Source organism: Methyloprofundus sedimenti, assembly GCF_002072955.1.
Taxonomy (GTDB): domain Bacteria; phylum Pseudomonadota; class Gammaproteobacteria; order Methylococcales; family Methylomonadaceae; genus Methyloprofundus; species Methyloprofundus sedimenti.
In genome coordinates this window covers 2,525,378-2,546,807 of the sequence record NZ_LPUF01000001.1, presented here as the reverse complement: position 1 = coordinate 2,546,807, position 21,430 = coordinate 2,525,378, and the positions used below count along the sequence as shown (strand labels likewise).

The 21,430-nt window shown below is 41.0% G+C and carries 20 protein-coding genes and 1 pseudogene; 6 read left to right on the top strand and 15 right to left on the bottom strand.

Going from position 1 to position 21,430, the window contains the following annotated elements; all coding sequences use genetic code 11:
- Positions 1-312: 312 nt before the first annotated feature.
- Both xrtH and AU255_RS11235 read left to right on the top strand, forming a co-directional pair.
- Positions 313-822 carry an exosortase H gene (xrtH, locus tag AU255_RS11240; protein ID WP_080522940.1) on the top strand — a complete coding sequence of 170 codons (510 nt, stop codon included), beginning with the start codon at positions 313-315 and terminating at the stop codon, positions 820-822.
- Positions 806-1,420, top strand: coding sequence for an exosortase H-associated membrane protein (locus tag AU255_RS11235; protein ID WP_158083106.1), 615 nt, complete (start codon positions 806-808; stop codon positions 1,418-1,420). Before xrtH ends, AU255_RS11235 begins: the two co-directional genes overlap by 17 nt.
- 161 nt (positions 1,421-1,581) lie before the next feature.
- Here the strand turns inward: AU255_RS11235 and AU255_RS11230 are convergent, their stop codons facing one another.
- From AU255_RS11230 to AU255_RS11190, 9 genes are all read right to left on the bottom strand, one after another.
- On the bottom strand, positions 1,582-4,323 hold the full coding sequence (locus AU255_RS11230; RefSeq protein WP_080523353.1) for an Hsp70 family protein: 2,742 nt from the start codon (positions 4,321-4,323) through the stop codon (positions 1,582-1,584).
- A 56-nt stretch (positions 4,324-4,379) separates the two neighbouring features.
- Entirely contained in the window at positions 4,380-6,386 is a 2,007-nt protein-coding gene (locus AU255_RS11225) for an Hsp70 family protein (protein ID WP_080523352.1), read from the bottom strand.
- Positions 6,387-6,400: 14 nt separating this feature from the next.
- On the bottom strand, positions 6,401-7,102 hold the full coding sequence (locus tag AU255_RS11220) for a DUF2760 domain-containing protein (protein WP_080522938.1): 702 nt from the start codon (positions 7,100-7,102) through the stop codon (positions 6,401-6,403).
- A 53-nt stretch (positions 7,103-7,155) separates the two neighbouring features.
- Positions 7,156-7,617 carry a hypothetical protein gene (locus AU255_RS11215; RefSeq protein WP_080522937.1) on the bottom strand — a complete coding sequence of 154 codons (462 nt, stop codon included), beginning with the start codon at positions 7,615-7,617 and terminating at the stop codon, positions 7,156-7,158.
- Positions 7,618-7,837: 220 nt separating this feature from the next.
- Complete coding sequence (gene argA / locus AU255_RS11210) at positions 7,838-9,145, bottom strand: amino-acid N-acetyltransferase (protein ID WP_080522936.1); 1,308 nt, start codon at positions 9,143-9,145, stop codon at positions 7,838-7,840.
- A gap of 187 nt (positions 9,146-9,332) precedes the next feature.
- A complete protein-coding gene (gene ilvD, locus AU255_RS11205; protein ID WP_080522935.1) occupies positions 9,333-11,018 on the bottom strand; it encodes a dihydroxy-acid dehydratase in 1,686 nt (561 codons plus the stop codon).
- 109 nt (positions 11,019-11,127) lie between these two features.
- Complete coding sequence (locus AU255_RS11200) at positions 11,128-11,799, bottom strand: TIGR04211 family SH3 domain-containing protein (protein ID WP_233144622.1); 672 nt, start codon at positions 11,797-11,799, stop codon at positions 11,128-11,130.
- A 69-nt stretch (positions 11,800-11,868) separates the two neighbouring features.
- Positions 11,869-12,771: an ornithine carbamoyltransferase gene (argF, locus tag AU255_RS11195; RefSeq protein WP_080522934.1), complete on the bottom strand. Its 903-nt coding sequence runs from the start codon at positions 12,769-12,771 to the stop codon at positions 11,869-11,871.
- Positions 12,772-12,779: 8 nt separating this feature from the next.
- Positions 12,780-13,955 carry an acetylornithine transaminase gene (locus AU255_RS11190; protein ID WP_080522933.1) on the bottom strand — a complete coding sequence of 392 codons (1,176 nt, stop codon included), beginning with the start codon at positions 13,953-13,955 and terminating at the stop codon, positions 12,780-12,782.
- A 172-nt stretch (positions 13,956-14,127) separates the two neighbouring features.
- Between AU255_RS11190 and grxD the strand changes: the two genes are divergently transcribed.
- Entirely contained in the window at positions 14,128-14,451 is a 324-nt protein-coding gene (grxD, locus tag AU255_RS11185) for a Grx4 family monothiol glutaredoxin (RefSeq protein ID WP_080523350.1), read from the top strand.
- A 100-nt stretch (positions 14,452-14,551) separates the two neighbouring features.
- Here grxD and AU255_RS11180 read toward each other — a convergent pair whose 3' ends face one another.
- Positions 14,552-15,079, bottom strand: a complete 528-nt coding sequence (locus AU255_RS11180) for a hypothetical protein (protein WP_080522932.1) — start codon at positions 15,077-15,079, stop codon at positions 14,552-14,554.
- Positions 15,080-15,171: 92 nt separating this feature from the next.
- Between AU255_RS11180 and AU255_RS11175 the strand changes: the two genes are divergently transcribed.
- Positions 15,172-15,588, top strand: coding sequence for an OsmC family protein (locus tag AU255_RS11175; protein ID WP_080522931.1), 417 nt, complete (start codon positions 15,172-15,174; stop codon positions 15,586-15,588).
- Between the two features lie 94 nt (positions 15,589-15,682).
- Here AU255_RS11175 and AU255_RS11170 read toward each other — a convergent pair whose 3' ends face one another.
- From AU255_RS11170 to AU255_RS19800, 5 genes and pseudogenes are all read right to left on the bottom strand, one after another.
- On the bottom strand, positions 15,683-16,294 hold the full coding sequence (locus AU255_RS11170) for a c-type cytochrome (protein WP_233144621.1): 612 nt from the start codon (positions 16,292-16,294) through the stop codon (positions 15,683-15,685).
- Positions 16,295-16,329: 35 nt separating this feature from the next.
- On the bottom strand, positions 16,330-17,955 hold the full coding sequence (locus AU255_RS11165; protein WP_080522929.1) for a b(o/a)3-type cytochrome-c oxidase subunit 1: 1,626 nt from the start codon (positions 17,953-17,955) through the stop codon (positions 16,330-16,332).
- Positions 17,948-18,502, bottom strand: coding sequence for a cupredoxin domain-containing protein (locus tag AU255_RS11160; protein WP_080522928.1), 555 nt, complete (start codon positions 18,500-18,502; stop codon positions 17,948-17,950). The genes AU255_RS11165 and AU255_RS11160 overlap by 8 nt, the downstream gene beginning before the upstream one ends.
- A gap of 9 nt (positions 18,503-18,511) precedes the next feature.
- Positions 18,512-18,664, bottom strand: a complete 153-nt coding sequence (locus tag AU255_RS20375) for a hypothetical protein (RefSeq protein WP_198942593.1) — start codon at positions 18,662-18,664, stop codon at positions 18,512-18,514.
- Positions 18,665-18,781: 117 nt separating this feature from the next.
- A pseudogene (locus tag AU255_RS19800) lies at positions 18,782-18,918 on the bottom strand (ISAs1 family transposase); the annotation flags it as partial.
- 521 nt (positions 18,919-19,439) lie between these two features.
- On the opposite strand from AU255_RS19800, the gene rimP reads away from it, so the two are divergent.
- Together rimP and nusA are read left to right on the top strand one after the other, a co-directional pair.
- Positions 19,440-19,901 (top strand): ribosome maturation factor RimP, encoded by a 462-nt coding sequence (gene rimP, locus AU255_RS11155; protein ID WP_080522927.1) that lies wholly within the window; start codon positions 19,440-19,442, stop codon positions 19,899-19,901.
- Positions 19,902-19,911: 10 nt separating this feature from the next.
- Positions 19,912-21,429 (top strand): transcription termination factor NusA, encoded by a 1,518-nt coding sequence (gene nusA / locus AU255_RS11150; protein WP_080522926.1) that lies wholly within the window; start codon positions 19,912-19,914, stop codon positions 21,427-21,429.
- Position 21,430: the final 1 nt, after the last annotated feature.

The window sequence follows — 21,430 nt, the reverse complement described above, 5'->3', positions numbered from 1 at the left end:
CAGCGGTGGTGAATACGAACATGATAATATCGACTCGTTTTTCAACACTGCCTGTGATATTGTTGGAAAAACTGATGTTGTCAATTGCTGAAAGTTTCGCTATCGGGTGAAATAATCCTGGTGATACTAAAATTTGCTAATTCCCACGCTCCTATCCGGGAATTCATTTGGGAAAGTTTTGCACGACTTGGCGTAAAGCGTCACAAACTATTTTCCCTCTCCGGAGCAGACGAGAAAAATACTTTAGTTTTTTGCTTTAGAGCAGGCTTTAAATTTTCAACTCTCTCTTAATAATTATTTGGGGTTATATGCGTGTATAAGTTTTTTTTATATTTTCTGGGCATACAAATTTGTCTGTTCTGGATAGTACAATCTAACAAGGTGCACCAGAATATCATTATTCCGTTTACTGAAATAATTGCTTATATTAGTGTTTGGATAGTAAAGTTTTTTGATGGCCAGGTTATTTCACACGGCGTTATCTTACAGCAAGTTGGTTCAGGATTTTCAGTGTCTATACAGTCAGGCTGTAATGGCGTTGAAGCTATTTTAGTGTTAATCGCAGCTATCTTAGCATTCCCGTCGCCCTGGAAATATAAAATCTGGGGAATAATAACAGGTTTTTTTGCTGTGGAGCTGCTTAATATTGTGCGTATAATTTCTTTGTTTTATCTTGGTCAATGGAATAAAGATGTTTTTGAATGGGCCCATTTGTATATCTGGCAAGCACTCATCATGTTAGATGTATTAATTATATTTTTATTGTGGCTCAAGCTATTACCGGTTGCCCAGGAAGTAGAGGCTAATGACCATGCAAATTAATCCCTTGACTGCTTTTATTATTAAGGTTTTCCTATGTTTACCTTTGTGCTACTGGGGGTGGTATTATTTTGCCGATCTAACAACATGGATAGTGATCAGCGTAGCTGAACCTTTGTTACAGTCTGTATTTCCAAAACTGATAATCGGGATCGAGCAAAGCGGTTCTTTGGTAGAGGTTATTGCTGAAGTGACAGTACCCGCACAGAATACACCCAGAGGGATGGTTGCAGAATTACCGATTCCTGTTAATCCGTTAATATATAGCTATGGTTTGCCTCTAGGATTGGCACTTACTTTGGCTTCACCGTTTAGTTTTTTTAGGACTTTGGGTGTTATCTTTATTAATCTGTTTTTGTTTCTGCTGATTCAAGTCTGGGGGATTGGTTTTGAATCGACAAAAGTGCTATTTTTACAAATGTCACCGGAATTGATAGGTAATATCAGATTGCCATCATGGCAAATGGACTGCATTGCTCTGGGTTACCAGTTCGGTGTATTGATACTGCCAGCAGTTACTCCAGTTATTATCTGGGTAGTATTTTATCAATCTTTTATTGTGCGCTTTACACCTGTATTGCTTAGAAAGAACAGGCTTTGATGAAGGCGAGGGTTTATTGTAGATTATATGCAAACGCTATTGATGATGACTTCTAATTCATTACTTTTCTTGTCAGTGATGTAGACGTTTTTGGATTTGATAATTTCTGCTCATAGCCTAATGAGCCTAAATGCATACACATGGCTGCAGCAGGACCTTTTTTAATTCCTAATTAAGGTTAATCCCGGGGGCAAAGACTCACCAAATATCTGTTTTTCCTCACTAGCATCCAGTTGCTTAACTGATTCAAGCATTTCTATCCATGAAACAGGGGCTTTACTGGCTTTTAATTGTTCAATGACCTTTGCACGAAGTTCATCGTCTATGTCGCGTGTTCTATCGCCGCTCATACGAGCAATTAAGGTTGCAGCAAATCCTGCCTGCGGTATTTTTTTCCAGTCTACTTCAAGTATTTGTTTTAGCCATTTTGATGCTGTATCGTTAGGCACGACAAAATGCATGCTTGCGTGAAAAGGTACCCGTGCACCGATGCGACCAACAGCCCACCAGGTTTGTGCTGGTTCACTGGCTTTTTGCAGGCGTGTTAATAACCACCCACCTAATTGTGTTTTTTGTTCTATGGGTAAGCGCTCTAGTACTGCAGCAAGACGCACCATGTCATCATAGCCCCGTTGTTTGCTTTGCTTGGCTGTATTGCCCAGGCGTGCCGAGGCGGGGTTTAAATATTTAGCCAGGTCGTTAAAAATAAGTTCTTGTGCCTCTGTATCTAAGCCTCCAGAAATACGACGCCATAAAGTCCACCATTCGCTCCAGTTTTGGGTTTCATTTACAAACTGAATTTGATTGCTATAGCTTTTCCAGAGTTGCTCGACACGCCAATTATCCAATTGGTAACCAAAACCAGGGCGTAAACAATAACCGATTAAACTTAGCCAGACTCGCTCATGGTTGGCTGAGCGGCGATGATTTTTACGCGCTTCCAGTAACACAGAAAACAATTCACGCAATAAATGACTAGACCAGTCGCTACGCAGGCCCAAGCATTTTTCTAAATCAGCACGTAAACTTTTGACTGATTTCGGGTTAATATTTTTAGATTTTGAACCGAAAATGCTTTCGATTAATTCGACAGCTTTGCTAAAGCCGGCAGGTAATTCTTTCGCGAGCAGAGTGGCCTTGCTTTTTCTGATTTGAAATTGTACATCCCAGCGTTGCAAAGTATCTTGCATAGCAACACATTGGATTTGTAGGGTGCCTACTTCGGATAAGGTGACTGATAATTGTACAGTGACTTCTGAGCTGTTATCACTGTTTTGCTGGTTAAATGCCACTGCTAGTGGGGGCAGGGGATGAAAGTCTTCATTAATTGTGACAATATCTCCGGCTTTATACTGCTGTCCCCCTGTTAATGAGACTAAATGAAAACTGACGGGCTGTCCCAGACGTAGAGAGAATTGGCGATCGGTTAAAATAATTTCATTACCTTCCTCACTGCCACGCGGTAAGATGCAAACGCCTTGTTGTTCTTGTTCAGAAGCTATTAACAAGAAGTAACTGCGTGATGCACCGCCTCCAATTTTGATTTTTTTATGTTCACGGGCAATACTATAGCTTACGGCACCATAGGCAACTGACAGTTCGGGATGCTGGTTATCCAACAGTACTGGCGGTGCACCACGCCATGAGCTGATTAAGTCAATCGTGCGCTGCGTAATTGGCTGGCTACGAAATACACCACCATTCAATAGCAGAGCATCTGGAACAATAGTTTCATTAGCTAATGCACTTTGCGTAGCTTGCCGATGGGTATTTAAAAAAGCGGCAATATGTTTGCTTATAGCTGGTTCGGCAGCATAGGGCAGGCCAAATTCAACGACGCCACTGCGTTTTTTGTCTGGTAGATCAGTAAGTTTTGATAGCGGAAAAAAACCATCTAAAGCGATTTTCTGTACTTCATCGCGGTGTAAATTTACCGAACGTGTACCGCCGATTAATTTAGACCCGCCGCCTAGTAAAGTGACATTTAATTGTTCAGGCGCATCGTCCGCTAACAAGCGTTCTTTGACTATACGGCATTGTTCGAGTAAATGAGATAAATCAGCTGCCGATAGTTTTTTATTCTCTGTCGTCAAACGTGATTCAACCAGATGAGCAAGAGCCAAGTCAATATTATCGCCACCAAGCATTAGATGATCACCCACGCCTATACGTGATAATTGAGGCTCATCCAAACCATGATCGATTTTGATCAGGGTCAAATCAGTGGTACCACCGCCAACATCGCATACTAACAGGAGTTTAATGTTATCCAGTGTATTTTTGAGATTGTCGTTATGTCGGCGTAACCAGTCGTAACAAACAGCTTGAGGCTCCTCTAGCAGTCGAATGTGATGCAGGCCTGCTATCTTTGCAGCTTCTAATGTTAATGAACGAGCGGCTTCATCAAATGAAGCGGGAACAGTAATAACGATATTTTGTTGTTCAAAGAGCTGGTCCGGAAACTGATGATTCCAGACTTGACGCACATGTTTTAAATAACTGGCACTGGCATCAAGCGGGGAAATTTTGAATACATCTTCAGAACTGCCCCAGGGTAAAATGGCAGCGGTATGATCAATAGAAGGGTGAGATAACCAGCTTTTTGCACTGCTAACAAAACGTCCCCGGGTTTTTGCACTTAAAACCCGGGCGGCAGTACCAATTATTGCTTTTTCACCGGAGGGTGAGTAGGCCATGTCTGCGGCAGATAACTCACCTTCAGCCGGATGGTAGCGAACTGAGGGTAATAAATTTTGTGTAGATACTTCACCAGGCGCAACCAGCTGTTGTATTTCAAAAATTTGAATAGTGGCGTTTTTTTGCCGGGTTTTAGCATAGGCAACTACGGTATGTGTAGTGCCTAAGTCTATGCCTATATGATACTGAGCTGATTTATTATTCACAATAATATTATTTCCCGTTCCCACAACATTGTGTGGGAACGGTAGGTTTGGATTACTTACTCATCACCGGAACGTACATCAAACTCAATTTTCCAGCGGTTATCATCCTGGTTGGAAATAGCTTGTAATGCTAATGTTCCTATTTCAGTGACGGCGACCGAAAGATGTACGGGGATTACTTCACCTGCTTTACGATTTTCTTGAGGTAAGGTGATTTCTATTTCATCTAGTTCTTCTAGCTCTTCATCTGACCAATAATCTAAACGGGTCCCCACATTGTCTTCTCTGCGTGTTTTAGAGCCAAAAAAACGGAAACGAACTGGTTCACCAACAATGACACCAAACTCATCATTAGGTAACTCAACTTCGGTGCCTTCTTCCATGCCAAAGGGAGCAATACACAAGGCCTGAATCTCGGGAGGCATGCCAGGAACAGCCGGCATAGCGCTTTCCACTCCTACATAATAAGAGGCAGCTGTTCCGCCTTTAATACGGACTCCTTTTCCTTTACGCACATAGCCATAATAAGAAGCTCCACGCGCAACAGCTAAATCTAAATCTACTCCGGTTAATAAACGAGCATCAGGTGCCTGTTCATTTTGTAACCATGAGTTGATGACATCCATCAAACGATCTGCAAAACGTGCGGCTTTTAAAACACCGCCATTAAATAATACTGCAGTCGGGTGAATGAACGTGGCATTTTCCGATAGGGTAATATCATTTAATTCATCAACAGCATTTAATTGTCGTGATAAAAAACTAGCTAGATGTCGTGTGATTCCGGCATCTTGTGCATAAGGTAAACCTGCAGTACGTAAACCAGAACGTGCTCGACTAACAGCTTGTTCATTACTGGCAACCTCAGGTAGAAAGCCTTGCAGTAAAACCGTATTCACTTCATCGCGATTAAGCTCTGTGCGTAGCGTACCGCCAATTAAAGATGATCCACGATTCGGAACAACGATAGGAATATTATCCGCTTCATCATCACTGAGAATTTTTTCTTTAGCTGCGCGGCAAGCATGAGTTAATGCCTGTATTTGCCATCCTTCCAGGCGTTTGCCTCCATTCTGTTCCAGTTTGGCTTTTAGCGTGTAGGCCAAAGCCAGGTCCATATTATCACCACCTAATAATATGTGGTCACCGACAGCAATACGAGTCAAGCCGAGAGAGCCATTTTCTTCTGTGACAGCAATCAGTGATAAATCGGTAGTACCACCACCGACATCAATAACTAAAATAATATCGCCTACATTGACGTGATTACGCCAATCGCCTTCACTTTTCTCGATCCAGCTATACAATGCTGCCTGCGGTTCTTCCAGCAAAATAACATTTTTTAAGCCCGCATTTTGCGCGGCTTCTGCGGTTAATTCCCGAGCAGCCGGGTCAAAAGAAGCGGGAACAGTCAGCGTTATTTCCTGATCTTGTATCAGTGCGTCAGGGTGTTGTTTATTCCAGGCAGCGCAAAGGTGTTCTAAATAGGCTGAGCTGGCTTGAAAAGGTGAAACACGTTCGACATCTTCAGGAGCGTCATTAGGCAATATCGCTGATTTACAATCTACACCAGCATGACATAGCCAGCTTTTTGCGCTAGACACTAAACGAATAGGGGTTTTAGTGCCTAAATTACGAGCAATTTCACCGACTAAATAATCAGGTTTTGCAGTCCAGGGCAGGGCTGTTTCTCCTTCATTAATTTCAGCTTCATGTGCCTGATATAAAAAAGAGGGTAACTGTTCCTTTTCTTCGATTACGCCTGGAGCTGTCAGCTGAGGAATTTGTAGAACATGTTGAACTATTTCATCGGCATCAGGATCGGATATGTCAGCATAGGAAAGTACACAATGTGTTGTTCCTAAATCGATTCCTATGGAGTAATGAGTGCCTTCAGGCTTATTAAAGGCAGAGTCTGAAGAGTGCTCTGTTGCGTCCTCCTCTATTTCGTTATTAGCGTTATCTGCCTGAAGATCCGACTCTTGGTCTGTAGATGTAACCTCTTCGTTTTGTGATGCGTCGTGCTCAGTTGTTTGCTCTGAATCATTCACTAGTTTGTTCATGTCAAAAAAACCCATTATAGTTCAACCTCCGCAGCTGCGATGATATTAGCATTATGACCGTCTGTTAGTTTGGGCAGTTTAATATCTGACACCTGCCAGCCTTTATGGACTAAAGTACCCGTAAAAGGAGGTTGACCAATGATATTTCCCGTTAAGCGAACTTCTGCTGCATTAAAGCCTTTGTTTAATGTGATTTTACTGCCTTCTGATTCAGGGCGTACTGCCGCTAATTTGAAATGCTCATTGATTACTTTATTGCATCCCGTATGTACAACCCGAGCCGCAGCACCAATATCTGCATCGCTATAAGCATTGACATCTTCTTTAATAAAATCAATAAAGCGGGCTTCTTTTTGCAATAAATTTAATAATTGTAATGCTGCATCCGGGGTTGTTTCTTTTAATACGATAGGCTCTGGCGCAGGCAGTTCAATGATTTTCTCAACTTCTACAATTTTCTCAACTTCAACTATTTTTTCGACAACTTTTACTTCTGGTTGAAGTTTAGGAATTTGGGTAGAAATTGTCTGTTCTGTAGTATTTTTTAGCGCTTGAGTTGCTTGTTTACTTCTGCGCATCAAGCCGATCAACATGGCAAATAAAAGGATAATTATGGTGAGTGCCAAACCAAATACAGTCGCTGCTAAATAGGCATGAATGGCATCAAAAGTGCTGGGAATAAGTTCTAGATCGATTTTATATTGGCTGGGATTCATAAGTGTTTTAAGGTTTTATAAGGATAAGCTGGAGCTGTGTGTATTGAATAGTGCTATTGAGTCGCCCCTGCTTTACGGGCAGCTTCAGCAAACATTAATGAATGCAAAATTTTACGTGTTACTTCAATACGTGTTTTTCTCAGATAACGGTCAGCGATAATTTTAGGCACTCCTGCGTTGATAAACGTTGTTCGAATTTTTGTTAGATCAGATTCGCATTGTTTGATGACAGCATCAGTCGCAACACGTGAATCAATTTTTTGATAACCTTGCTTCTGGGCTTCTTTATAAACGCACTGGGTATAGATGTATTTATCTTCCTGTACTTGTTTTATCGTTGCGTCAGAAAGGTCTGAGCCATTCCATGCTGCTGTTGTCGATTCTGGTTTTGCTGTACTTTCTGTTGACTGTACATCTTTTGTGATTGTTGCCGGAGTCGTGGTGCTTGTCTTGTTTTCATCGGTACACGCCTCGATAAACAAGGCACTGAAAATAAGAATTATTAATTTTTTCATAAGGTGCGAGTATGTAATGTGTAGAGTAGGTTAATTTTACGCGAATGCACGGCAATGAACAATTGCTCTTATGTGTATAAGTTATTAAGTAAATATACGATACGCTAACGACTGCAGCTTGCGTGTTTCGTGTTTTATCCTTATACAACTGATAAGGGTATTAAGTATGGCGCTGATATTATACGGTAATCTAAGTCTCAAATTGATTAGCTCCAGTACTCTAAATGACTTTGTTTAACACTTTAGCATTACGCAGGTGGTTATAATTTTTTTGTAAGGCTGGGGGCAGGTCTTGAAACGATTTATCTTGAAACCCTCGTTCTTTAAACCAGTGCATAGTTTGAGTTGACAGGGCAAACAACTGCTTTAAGGAGTTTTTCCTGGCTTTGCTATATATCTGTTCCAGTAATTGATTACCCCGTGCTGCTTTTCTGTAATCCGGATGTACCGCCAGACAAGCGATTAAGCCCGCATATCGCTCAATTTGATGTAAAGCTGTACAGCCAATAATCAGACCATCACGATCTATGACAATATAATCGTTAATATTTAATTCCAGATGTTCCAGTGAACGCGCTATTAATAAGCCTTGTTGTTCAAGCGGGTTGATTAACTCGAGAATACCAGGAATATCACTTAGTAAAGCCGGGCGGATGGTTTCAAATTCAGTTGAACTGATCAGTGTGCCAATGCCATCACGACTGAAGAGTTCGATTAATAATGCGCCATCAATATGTCTATTTAAAATATGTACCCGATTAACCCCCGATTGACAGCCATGTATAGCAGACTGTAAGGCGCATTTGGTACTGATTGCGAGTCGGGCTTCATGTTCAATAAAAATGCGTGTTTCAGCTGATGTCATTTGAGCAATATGACCTGTTTTTGACGATTGACAACCTTGTTCAGTCATCAGAATCAGTTTGTCAGCGTGTAATGATATGGCTATTTCGGTGGCGACTTGTTCGGCAGATAAATTAAACAGTTCACCGCTGGGTGAATAGCCAACGGGGGAAATCAGTACCATGTGGCCAAAATCAAGTTGCTGATTTATTGCTGCGCTATCTATGCGGCGTACTTTACCGGTATATTGATAATCTATGCCTTCGAGTACACCTATGGGTTGAGCCGTCACAAAATTACCAGAGATAACTTTGATTCTGGCTCCAGACATCGGTGAATTCGCTACACCCAAAGAAAGTAAAGATTCAATTTCTACTCGAACCAGTCCGGCTGATTCTTTAGCGCATTGTAGTGCGTTTTCGTCAGTGATGCGTAATTGCTGATGAAATTGGGATTGTTGATTTTGTTTTTGTAAGCGTTGATCAATTTGCGGGCGTATACCATGCACCAAAACCAGACGTATGCCGAGACTATTTAATAAAGCAAAGTCATGGATCAGCTTATCAAAGCTTGTATCTAAAACAGCCTCACCACCAAAATAGATAACAAAGGTACTATTTCGATGAGCATGGATATAGGGAGAGAAGTCCCGAAACCAGTTAACAAATGAGTCAAAATTATGCATCTAGGCGTTTTATAACAATTTAAAAAATCTAATATAGGTCGGGTTATATTTTTTTTTGCTCAGCAAAAAATATAACCCGACTAGACAGGGCACAAGTTTTAGCAGAAATGTAGGCGGTGACTAGATTCCCGATAAACCGCTTTTGGGAATGACGGTATACTATTTTTTATTGACACTGTGCGTTTACCTAGTTATCAGTTACCGCGCCTTGAGAAGCAGAACTAACTAATTTAGCGTATTTTGCTAACACACCTCGAGTATATTTTGGCGCCGGCTGCTGCCATTTTTGCAGGCGAGCTGCGATTTCAGCCTGTTCTAGGTGTAAAGTCAGGTTTTTACTTTCGGCATCAATGGTAATTTTGTCGCCATTTTCAACAATTGCTAATGGGCCACCAACATAGGCTTCGGGAGTAATATGACCCACTACAAAACCATGTGTACCGCCTGAAAAACGCCCGTCTGTAATTAATGCAACTTCTTTACCCAGGCCTTTTCCCATAATTGCAGAAGTTGGTGATAGCATTTCCCGCATGCCCGGGCCGCCTTTCGGACCTTCGTAGCGAATAACGATGACGTCACCTTTAACAATATCGCCGTTTAGAATACCTTGTAAAGCTTGTTCTTCGGCATCATAGACTTTTGCTGTGCCGGTAAAATGCAAGCCTTCTTTACCGGTAATTTTGGCAACTGAGCCTTCTGAGGCTAAATTACCGTATAAGATCACTAAATGACTATCTTTTTTGATCGGATGATCTAAAGGTAAAATCATATCCTGATCGATAGGATAAGGTGTGACATCCGCCAGATTTTCAGCTAGAGTTTTTCCGGTAACGGTTAAACAATCTCCATGCAGTAGTCCGCGATCAAGTAAAATTTTCATCAATGGTTGAATACCGCCAATTTCAATTAACTCTGCCATCTGGTAGCGGCCGCTTGGTTTTAAGTCGGCAACCATAGGCACATTTGCTCCAATACGGGTAAAGTCATCCAGCTGGATATCAACATTTGCCGAGTTTGCCATGGCTAAAATATGTAACACGGCATTGGTTGAACCACCTAAAGCAATAATAACGGTAATGGCGTTTTCAAAAGCCTTTTTGGTCATGATATCGCTAGGTTTAATATCTTTTTTTAGTAGTTCTAATACTGCCGCACCGGCGCGTTCACAATCTTCACGTTTTTCTTCTGAAATAGCGGCTTGTGCTGAACTGCCCGGTAAACTCATACCCAGGGCTTCAATTGCTGAAGCCATAGTATTGGCTGTGTACATACCTCCACATGAACCTGCGCCGGGTATGGCTTTTGCTTCAATGGCAGCAAGTTCTGCATCATCAATCTGGTTATTTGCCCGTGCACCGACAGCTTCAAACACTGAAACTACATCGAGTTTTTTATCTTTATGACAGCCTGGTAAAATCGTACCGCCATAAACAAAGATAGCAGGACGATTCAAGCGCGAGATGGCAATCATGCACCCTGGCATATTTTTATCACAACCGCCAATTGCAACAAGTCCATCAAAGCCCTGGCAACCAGTAACAGTTTCAATAGAATCGGCAATGACTTCACGCGAAACCAGTGAATATTTCATGCCTTCAGTACCCATCGAGATACCGTCAGAAATAGTAATGGTATTGAAAATAATGGCTTTGCCGTTTGCATCGTCAACACCGCGAGCTGCATCATCAGCAAGTTTATTAATATGCATGTTACAAGGCGTGACCATGCTCCAGGTTGAAGCAATACCTATTTGTGGTTTCTGGAAATCTACGTCCTTAAAACCTACTGCATGTAGCATGGCGCGACTTGGCGCGCGTTCCATACCATCTACTACTTTGGATGAAAAGGTGCGAGTGTTGTTATCATTAGCCATCTGATTTTAGCCGTATGTTTGGAGAGTTAATTAGAGTGTGTAGTTGATACAGTGCAATGCACATTACCTATTAATCAAGATTACACGACAAAGAGAATGCAGTAATGGGTTATAAAGTATCCCAACTACCATGCGATTTACGTTGCCAGCTGATTTTGGGGATCAATAATCCCAAAAATATGCCTATAAAAGATAATATGCCACCATATAAGAACCAGTCCTGACTGGTGCTATCTTCTAAAGCCTGTTTTTCGCGTTTCAATTGTTGTAATTCACGCTCAACATTGACCACCCGTTCTTGTAATTCATTGCGTTGTTGTTTTAGTTGTATGGCATTTGAAGCAGTTTGGCGTATATCATTCAGATCAGTACTGAGTTGATCGCGTTCTTTAATCAGTTCGGTATCACTTGTGTTTGAGCCGCTATTGTTTTGTTGTATTTCTGCTAAAGATGCTTTTAGTTGATCGTTTTCTGATTTTAACAATTCGAGTTCCTGGTTCGCTTTTGTTAAATACCAACTGTTAATCGGTTTGTTTTGAATAAAACGAGTAGGCAGGTAACCGACTAACCCTTGACTGGTTTTAACCTTACTGTAACCAGTGTCTTTATTATTATTTAGCAATTCCAGTTTGGTGCCACTGGAAATCATTTTGACGATTTTATGTTTATTGCTTTCACCACTACGCAATGTGAGTTTCATGTTGTCAGACACATAAACAGTTTCTGCAAAGGCGTTAGTGCAACTAAACGCAGTTAAAATAATATAAAAAAAATATTTCACAAATAGGTCCTGATATTTAAAGCAGCAATTATACTCTGTCTTTTCAGAGTAACATGTTAGTTTACGAATTTATGTGCACATTAGCAATTCTAATAGGGCTTTTTGTGCATGCAAGCGATTTTCTGCTTCATCATAAATAACACTTTGTACCCCATCAATGACTTCTGTTGCAACTTCTTCTCCGCGATGTGCAGGCAAACAATGCATAAATAATGCATCAGAATTAGCATTATCCATAATCGCCTGAGTGACCTGAAAATCTTTAAAAGCACGTATGCGTAGTTGTTGCTCTTCTTCTTGTCCCATACTAGCCCAGACATCGGTAACAATTAAACTGGCATCTTTGGTCGCTTCCATTGTGGAGTTAGATAACTGCACAAGATTGCCTGCTGATTTAACAATATCTGTATCAGGTAGATAGTCTTCAGGGCTTGCAATACGTAAGTTAAAACCGAGGCGGATTGCAGCATTAATATAAGAGTGGCACATATTATTACCATCACCTATCCAGGCCACTGTTTTGCCTTTAATATCACCACGATGCTCAAAGTAGGTTTGCATATCAGCCAATAACTGGCAGGGATGTAATAGGTCTGTTAGTCCATTGATGACCGGGACACTGGAATGCTCTGCAAATTCGGTAACGGTTGCATGGTCATTGGTACGTAACATAATGGCATCCACCATGCTTGAAATAACCTTGGCACTGTCTCTAATAGGCTCGCCTCGACCCAACTGAGTATCTCGCGGAGATAAGAATATCGCGCTGCCACCAAAGTTAGCCATACCAGTTTCAAAAGAAATTCTCGTGCGCGTCGATGACTTTTCAAAAATCATGGCTAATACCTGACCCTTTAAAGGCTGAAAGTCAGGGTTCCGTGTATTCTTTAATTCTATAGCACGCTGGATTAAAGTGCGAAATTCTTCGCTCGATAGATCAAGTAAACTGATAAAGTGTCTGGGTTTATTCATAGGGTTTATTATTTTTTCGTATAGCTGTCAATCAAGCTGGATAAGGTATCTACCAGCAGCTCTATCTGTTCTTTGCTAATGATAAGAGGTGGTAGTAGGCGTATGCTTCTATCCCCCGTTACGTTTATTAATAAGCCAGAATCCAAGGCAATACCCACTAATTCCGTGCAAGGCTTATCCAGCTCTATACCGATCATCAGGCCTTTATTGCGTACACCTATAATATGTCGGTTATTGTTAAGTCGTTCGCGAAAAGCCTGGTTAATAGCCTCGCCTTTATCACTTGCCTGCTGACAAAGATTGTCATTTTCTATGGTTTCCAGTACAGCAAGTGCTACTGCACAAACTAAGGGATTGCCGCCAAAAGTTGAACCGTGTTTGCCTGCTGTTAATAATTTGCTTGCTTTTCCTTTAGCCATACAAGCACCAATAGGCACACCATTGCCTAATGCTTTCGCTAGAGTACAGACATCGGGAATGATATTGTTATGCTGAAATGCAAACCATGCGCCAGTTCTTGCAATACCCGTTTGCACTTCATCTAACATCATTAATAAATCATGCTGATCACATATGCTACGAATATTGTTGAGATAGTCCAGTGCAGGAATATTGACACCACCTTCACCTTGTATAGGTTCAACCAGGATAGCGACGATATTGTTATGCTCGATTAAAGCCGTTTCAATAGCTTCAATATTATTAAAGGGTACGCGTACAAAACCATCTAATAATGGTGCAAAACCATTTTGTACCTTGGGGTTTCCTGTTGCGGATAAGGTGCCCATAGTACGCCCATGAAAACTTCGTTCCATGACGATAATAGCCGGATTCGCTATATTTTTTTCATGTCCATATATGCGCGCTATTTTAATTGCGGCTTCATTCGCTTCAGCACCAGAGTTGCTAAAAAAAACATTATCCATTCCGCTAAGTTGACATAGCCTGGTCGCTAGCTGTTCCTGTTTAGGAATATTGTATATATTTGAAGTATGCAGTAGCAGCTTGCTTTGCGCACAGATAGCGTCATGTACAGCGGGGTGTGCGTGTCCTAAGCTACAGACCGCAATACCGGATAACGCATCTAAATAGCGTTTATTGTCCTCATCCCACAACCATACGCCTTCTCCCTTCGTGAAAGCGACGTTTAGCCGCCCATATGTGGGCATAATATGACTTGTCATAATGGTCTTTTATATAAAACTAGCATTAGGCTCTCACTATCTTTTTAAAAAAAGCGCTGATTATAGATTTGTTAATTTTAATGAGCAAGGAATAATTGTTTAGCTGAGGTACTTTTTTTGTGTGATAAATCCTGATAAAATCAGTAGGTTTTTATTTATTTGGATAAATGTTATGGAAGTAATCGATAGAATTAAAGATCAATTAGGCAGTCATTCCGTTGTTTTATACATGAAAGGAACACCTGATTTTCCTCAGTGCGGGTTTTCAGGGCAAGTAGTTCAGGTAATGCAGGCTTGTCGTGCAAAATTTATGTATATCAATATTTTTGAAGATCTGGAAGTCCGTGAAGCCTTAAAAGAGTATTCGCAATGGCCAACGTATCCGCAGCTTTACATTAGTGGTGAACTGGTCGGTGGCTGCGATATTATTATGGATTTATATAATAAGGGTGAGTTACAGACAATGATTGCCAATGTTGATTGTGTCGCTGAGTAATTATGCAGTTTTGCAGCGAAAGTGATAGGCTGAGGTTATATAAAGCATAGTATATATTTCTTTATAAGTGCTCCGTGCGGTAATGTCCGTGCGGAGTTCTTTAAATGCAATCGCCAATTTCCATAATTAGCTGTTGGCAATTAAACCATATTTGCGGGTAATAATAGCCAATAATAAGGCGCAATATATATTCATAATACACGGCAACGGTAAAAAAACGTGCCGCACTTGCCCAAAGACGATTGGCATGTATAGAGCAGCGCCAGACTGAGATTGTCCACCAGAAAACTGGTAAAGCGAGGATAACTAGTATCGTAAGCCAACTCGCAATAGAGTAGGTTCCATTGCTCGAACGATAATCAGCATACAATAAGGCGCTATTAAAAATAATAAAAAAGGGGAAAAATGCGCTTGTCAGTGACTGCCTTCCTAGCCAGGCTGACTGTATATACATGTATATAGAGCTGCTGTCATTTTTTGTTAAGCTATTGAAATCAGGGTAATTTTTTGTTTTTGCAGGCGTTAATATATAAATGCTATAAGCTGTTACCAGTAAGATCAGGCCTGTTTCTATAGGGCTGATAAATGATGTAAAGGCAAAAAAAGCGGCTAAAGAATTAATAAACATGATTTGCTTCTGGATGGATTATCTTAGGTTTGTATCTAGTCCGATCTAATGTATGCTAATCTAGCTTTTTTTTCAATCAGAAGGTTATTTTAATGGATGTACGTATTAAATGGGTAGAGGGGATGATGTTTCTGGGAGAATCAGAAAGTGGTCATGCTGTTGTACTGGATGGACCGCCTGAAATAGGTGGTAAGAATATGGGCGTTCGCCCGATGGAAATGCTGTTACTGGGTATGGGCGGATGTACTTCAGTTGACGTTATGCTGATTCTGCAAAAAGGCCGTCAAGATATTACTGATTGTGTCGCTGAGATTTCAGCTGAACGAGTAGAAACGATTCCTAAAGTGTTTAGCAAAATTCATGTGCATTTTGTGATCACAGGAAAAGGCTTAAAAGAAGCTGTCGTTGCTCGTGCTGTTAAGCTTTCGGCAGAAAAATATTGTTCAGCTTCTATTATGCTAGAAAAAGCGGTCGAAATTAGCCATGATTTTGAAATCGTTGAGGCTTAGGAAGTTTTAGATATAGAGTGGATTGAAGTTTGCTCTACAGGGATTGTTGTATAGAATAAAGCCAGCCCGATGAATAACGGGCTGGCTTTTTCATTTACTTCATTTGCTGATATAGCTCGCCCAGCTGTTTAATTTCAACATCACTCAGCTGTTTAGAAATCACTCGCATACGGCTATAAATATCATTGTGGCGGGTACCCTTTTTATATTCCATCAATGTTTTTACAGTATATTCAGCCTGTTGACCGGCTAAAGCAGGGATGTCCATGCGCTTGCCTTTGCCTGAAGTGCCGTGACAGGTAAAACAAGGGGGTAAGATTTTTTTACCGTTACCTTGATCAACTAATACTTGTGCCTTACTCAAGTCTTGATTAGACGTTTTGTTTTGCGCGGCTGGTAAAGATTGAAACCAGGCTGCTAAATCAGCACTATCCTGCTCGCTAAGGCCTTGGGCAACCGAATTCATCATCGGATTATCACGCTTGCCATCGGCATAATCACGTAATTGCTTATAGGTATAATTAGCAGTCTGGCCTGCTAGGGAAGGAAACATACCCATGGCACTAATCCCTTTTTCACCATGACAGCTTGCACAAGATAGGGCTAATTGCTCACCCTTTTGTACATTGCCATTTTTGACAAAATCCAGTGTTTCAGGCATCCAGACCATATTAGAAGCAGGTTCAGCTGATACAAAAGAGGGCATTATTAAAACTGTTAATAATAAAAGATGTTTCATATTTAATATCCCCATCCGCTTGAACCATAGGTGTCCATAAAAAAGAATTGTAAAATTGGTATACCAAAGCTGATGGTCATTAATACTGCAATGGCTTTATTCCACAATTTGAAATCATTTAAATATTCAGGTAAATCCTTAACGGCATGTAATGGTTCAGCATATTCTACTTCACCCTCAAAAACTTCCGTACTTGCGCCGAACTGTGTTTTTACTAATAGATAAAAGAATAAACACGCTGAACCTAATAACACTAAACCACCTAAAATCATTAACAACTCATAAGGCTCCCAAGAGAGGGTCAGTAAGTTGTTATATTGCACACTGGAGATTCGTCTAGGCTGGCCTAATAAACCTAAAACATGCCAGGGTGTTGTCATGATGCTCATACCAATAAACCAGGTCCAAAGTTGTACCAGGGCCAATGATTTTGAGAATAATGGTTTTTTCACCAGAATAGGCCATAAGTAATAGGCTATCGCAAAATACATAATGATTGTGGTACCGGCAAAGATCAGATGAAAATGTCCTGGGACCCAGGCAGTATTATGGATCATGGTATTCATCGCATAACTGGCATTAACAATACCGCCGAAGCCACCAAAAATCAGCATCAGTAAAGACAGGATAACGGATAGTACCATCGAGTTTCCCCAGGGTAAGGTTCCAATCCAGCCAAATAACCCCTTTCCTCCGCGTAAACGTCCGGCAATTTCCAAAGAAGCAATGACAGTAAAACCGGTAACTAACGTTGGTAAAGTAACGATAAAAGTACCTAAACCATGAAGTAATTTCCAGCCTTTTGCTTGTTCGGGATCCATATATAAATGATGAAAACCTATAGGTAAAGAAAACACGACTAAGACGATAAGAGCCATACGTGCCGCCTCTTCACTAAACAAATAAGCACCGGCTTGTTTGGGTGCAAATACATAAAATGCGGTATAGGCAGGAATTAACCAAAAATAAACAATAGGATGCAAAGTCCAGGCGAATAAAGTTCTTGCCAAGCCAGGGTCTAGGGTATCCATCCAGCCCAGGGCCCAGGGAATTAACTGGAATAAAACTTCTAAAGCCACGCCGACACTGGTCCATAACCATAAAAGTGCATTGGCTGTGGTGGCAAACATCACTAAAGGTACTGTTTGACCAGGATTGGCTTTTTTCCACTGGTAAAACATCACTACCATAATGACACACCAGACCCATGAACCAATGACCAGCAGGGTTGCACCCATATAAAAAGCAACATGAGCCTGAACGGGTGGATAAAAAGTGTATAGCACCGAAGCTAAGCCAGAAAGCAAGGGTATAGCGGCCATAACCACACCTGATAGAGCAATTGCAAACCCCGTCCAGGCCAGCTTAGGGTTCCATACCGGGACTTTTAAAGAGTGACTGGCAGTATAATAACCAAAACCCATAATAAAAAAAGTCGTCAATACGAAAGCCATCAACACCCCGTGGGTACTGACAGAGGCAAAATATACACTAGGCGAACTCAGTGAATCAAAAAGGCCACTACGTTCTAGTACCTGATATTCCCCCATAAAACAAGCAAGGATAAACGCCGAAAACGCTACCCACATGTGACTCAGGGCTAAATTTTTAGCAGTAGAATCATTCATTATTTTGTTCCTCATCAGTAGTATCATTGGTTGCTGCGTCTGGTGTCGCTCTGCTGGCGTCCCATTCTTCCCTGTCAATGACTGAAACCTTACTCCACATATGGTCATGACCTAAGCCACAATATTCATTGCACAGCATAGGATACTCACCAGGACGAGGAAAAGAACTTTCAACCTGAGAAACATAGCCAGGAACAATCATCGTACTCATATTGGTCATCGGCATATGTACGCCATGCAAGACATCCATGCTGACCCAGCGAAAAGTGATTTTTGTTTCCGCAGGAATCGTAATTTCTTTAGGGAAGAAAGCATAACGACCTGCCACCAGTCGGACGGTAATTTCACCGTTTTCTGCTACCTGAACACCTAAATTATCTTCGCCAAATTCTTCGCTGAGATGAATTTTTCGTGAGTCTATCGTTTCGACATTACTAGGCGCGTTCACACCATGAAACAGGGCATCTAACATTATAATTGAAACAAACAGGGCGCACATGCCCAAGGATACCTGCACCCATTTTCTTTCTAAGGGATCTATATGCATCTTGCCACCTTAATTAATAATGCCACGAGAGAGAAATACCCCGTAATAAAGAAATAGCCAGGCGGCAACCATACCGCCAGCAACTGATAGCATCAGTACCCAGGTCCCAACAGGGGGGCTTTCAAGTATTTTTTGCCGTTCTGCGTCACTTATTTTATTCATATTGATTCCTTATGTATGTTGATAGTTGATGTAAAAACAGGTTAAATGCCTTATAAACTTAAATAAATTGAGAATACACTAATATATATTACAGGGCAAAATTCAAGTTAATCGGGCTTAAATAATGCCAATAATTTTTAGTAAATAATCATTGCTCCAGCCTGTTTGCAATCGTTTAGCTTTTACACCACCTACTTTGGATGATTTTTCTTTTTTGTCAGGTTAAGTGCAATATGTCTGAGAATAGCAAGGTTAGATGCACTATAAGCCTTGGTGTGTACGATTACTGTGTTTATCAAAATCCAATCAGGCACACTCGGTGTAAATTGATTTATACTGGCCAATGTACGCAAATAGCGTGTTTTAATTGTTTGAGGTTGCCGGCACTAGGCTGTTATTACTAACGTTTTACGCTCTTTTTCTGTAAAGTGCATAGAAAATGGGTTAAGGTATTTTTTTCAGAAGTCTTATTATTTTTATCTCTTTTTACTTCCTATGGTTGTTAAAATGGATAGGTTAGTGTTAGAATGATGTGATTGATAGATACTGACTCCCTCGATATTTGAAAGTAGCGTATCTAAAGTGGTGGTTTGTGGCGCTGTAATGTCTTTGGCAATGCCAAGCAGGTACAGTGGATAGCCAGTCCCGCTACCAGATTTTTGAAAGACCCCTTTTTGGGGTTTTTCTGTTTCTAGGCACTAGAAAAAAGTGATTAAGGTAGTGTATGGAAGGGGCTTTAGCCTCTTTTTTTATGTGTGCAAGAAAGTGAGACGAAATGAAACAAGCTCCTGAACATTTACTTGAATTAATAAAACCTGTGGTCGAAGGCCTGGGCTATGAGTGCGTGGGAATTGAATATAATTCTCATCCTAAACATGGGTTTTTACGTATTTATATTGATAGTGAGCAGGGTGTAGGTATGGAAGATTGCACTAAGGTGAGTCATCAAGTAAGTGGCGTGCTGGATGTCGAAGACCCCATTTCAGGGGAATATAATTTGGAAGTTTCATCACCAGGCATGGACAGGCCGCTATTTAATTTAAAACAATTTGAACAATTTATTGGTCATACTGCACAGGTAAGTTTATTTAAGCCTGTAGGTGGTAGACGCAAGATAACAGGGTTGATCGAAAGGGTTGAAGATAATAATGTTTATCTGCAGCAGGATGGTCAGGTTTATAAAGTTCCATTTCAAGCGATGTCAAAAGCACGGCTTGAGCCAGACTATTCAATTTAAGGAGGTCTAGATGGCAGATAAAGATGTTTTATTGGTTGTAGATGTTTTTTCCAATGAAAAAGATATAGAAAAAGAAGTAATATTTCAGGCAATCGAGTCTGCACTGGAAAGTGCAACTGTATCGCGTTATGAGTTCCCTATTAAAGCACGAGTTTCCATAAATCGGATTACGGGTGCTAATACGACATTTAGACGTTGGCAAGTGGTAGAGGAAAGTTCTGAATTTTCTGGAGGCGTTGAATTCCCGACCACACAAATTTCATTGAAAATTGCGCAAATAGATAACCCGGAGATAGAGGTAGGCGATTTTATCGAAGATGAAATTGAGCCTGTAGAATTTGGGCGAATTTCAGCACAAGCTGCCAAGCAGGTTATTATCCATAAAGTTCGTGAAGCTGAACGTAAAAAAGTAGCAGATGCCTATATGGACAGGGTTGGTGAATTGGTCACAGGAGTCATTAAGCGTATTGAAAAAGGCAGCGTTTACATGGATTTAGGTGGAAATGCAGATGCTTATATTCCACGTGAACATATGATTCCAAGAGAGTCGGTAAGAGTCGGTGATCGCATAAGAGGATATTTAAAAGAGGTGCGTACTGAGGTGCGTGGTCCGCAATTATTTGTTAGTCGTACCGCTCCAGAATTATTATTGGCTTTATTTCGTCTGGAAGTACCTGAAGTGGGTGAAGGCTTAATCAATGTATTAGGTGCAGCACGTGACCCCGGCTCAAGAGCAAAAATAGCGGTGCGCAGTAATGATCTGCGTATAGACCCAGTTGGTGCTTGTGTCGGGATGCGCGGTTCGAGAGTGCAGACGATTTCTAATGAATTAAATGGCGAACGTATTGATGTTATTCTATGGAATGACAATGACGCGCAGTTTGTTATTAATGCGATGGCTCCCGCTGAAATTGAATCTATTGTCGTTGATGAAGACAAGCATACTATGGATGTGGCGGTGTCTTCTGACAGCTTGTCTCAGGCGATAGGCCGTGGTGGTCAGAATGTGCGTTTAGCTACCGAGCTAACAGGCTGGGAACTTAATGTTAAAGATGCCGATGAAGTTAATAAAGATTCGGAAGCAATTTTACTCAAGTTAGTTGAAGAGTTTACACAGCAGTTGAACGTCGATCAGGATATTGCAACAGTTCTGGTTGAGGTAGGCTTTAATTCAGTTGAAGAAATTGCTTACGTTCCTAGTAGTGAGATGCTGGAAATTGATGGCTTTGATGCCGAGTTAGTGGAGACGCTAAGATCACGTGCGAAAGATTTTTTACTTATTAACGCCATTGCATCCGAAGAAAAGATTGAAACAGCAAAACCAGCTGAAGATTTACTGACTATGGAAGGTATGTCGGAAGAGTTAGCCTACGAGTTAGCCAGCCATGGCATTATAACGATGGATGATTTAGCTGAACAAGCGGTAGATGATTTACTTGAAATCTCAGGTATGAATGAGGAAATAGCCGCTAAATTGATTATGAAAGCGCGCGAACCTTGGTTTGCCAATGAAAACAGCGAGGGTTAAA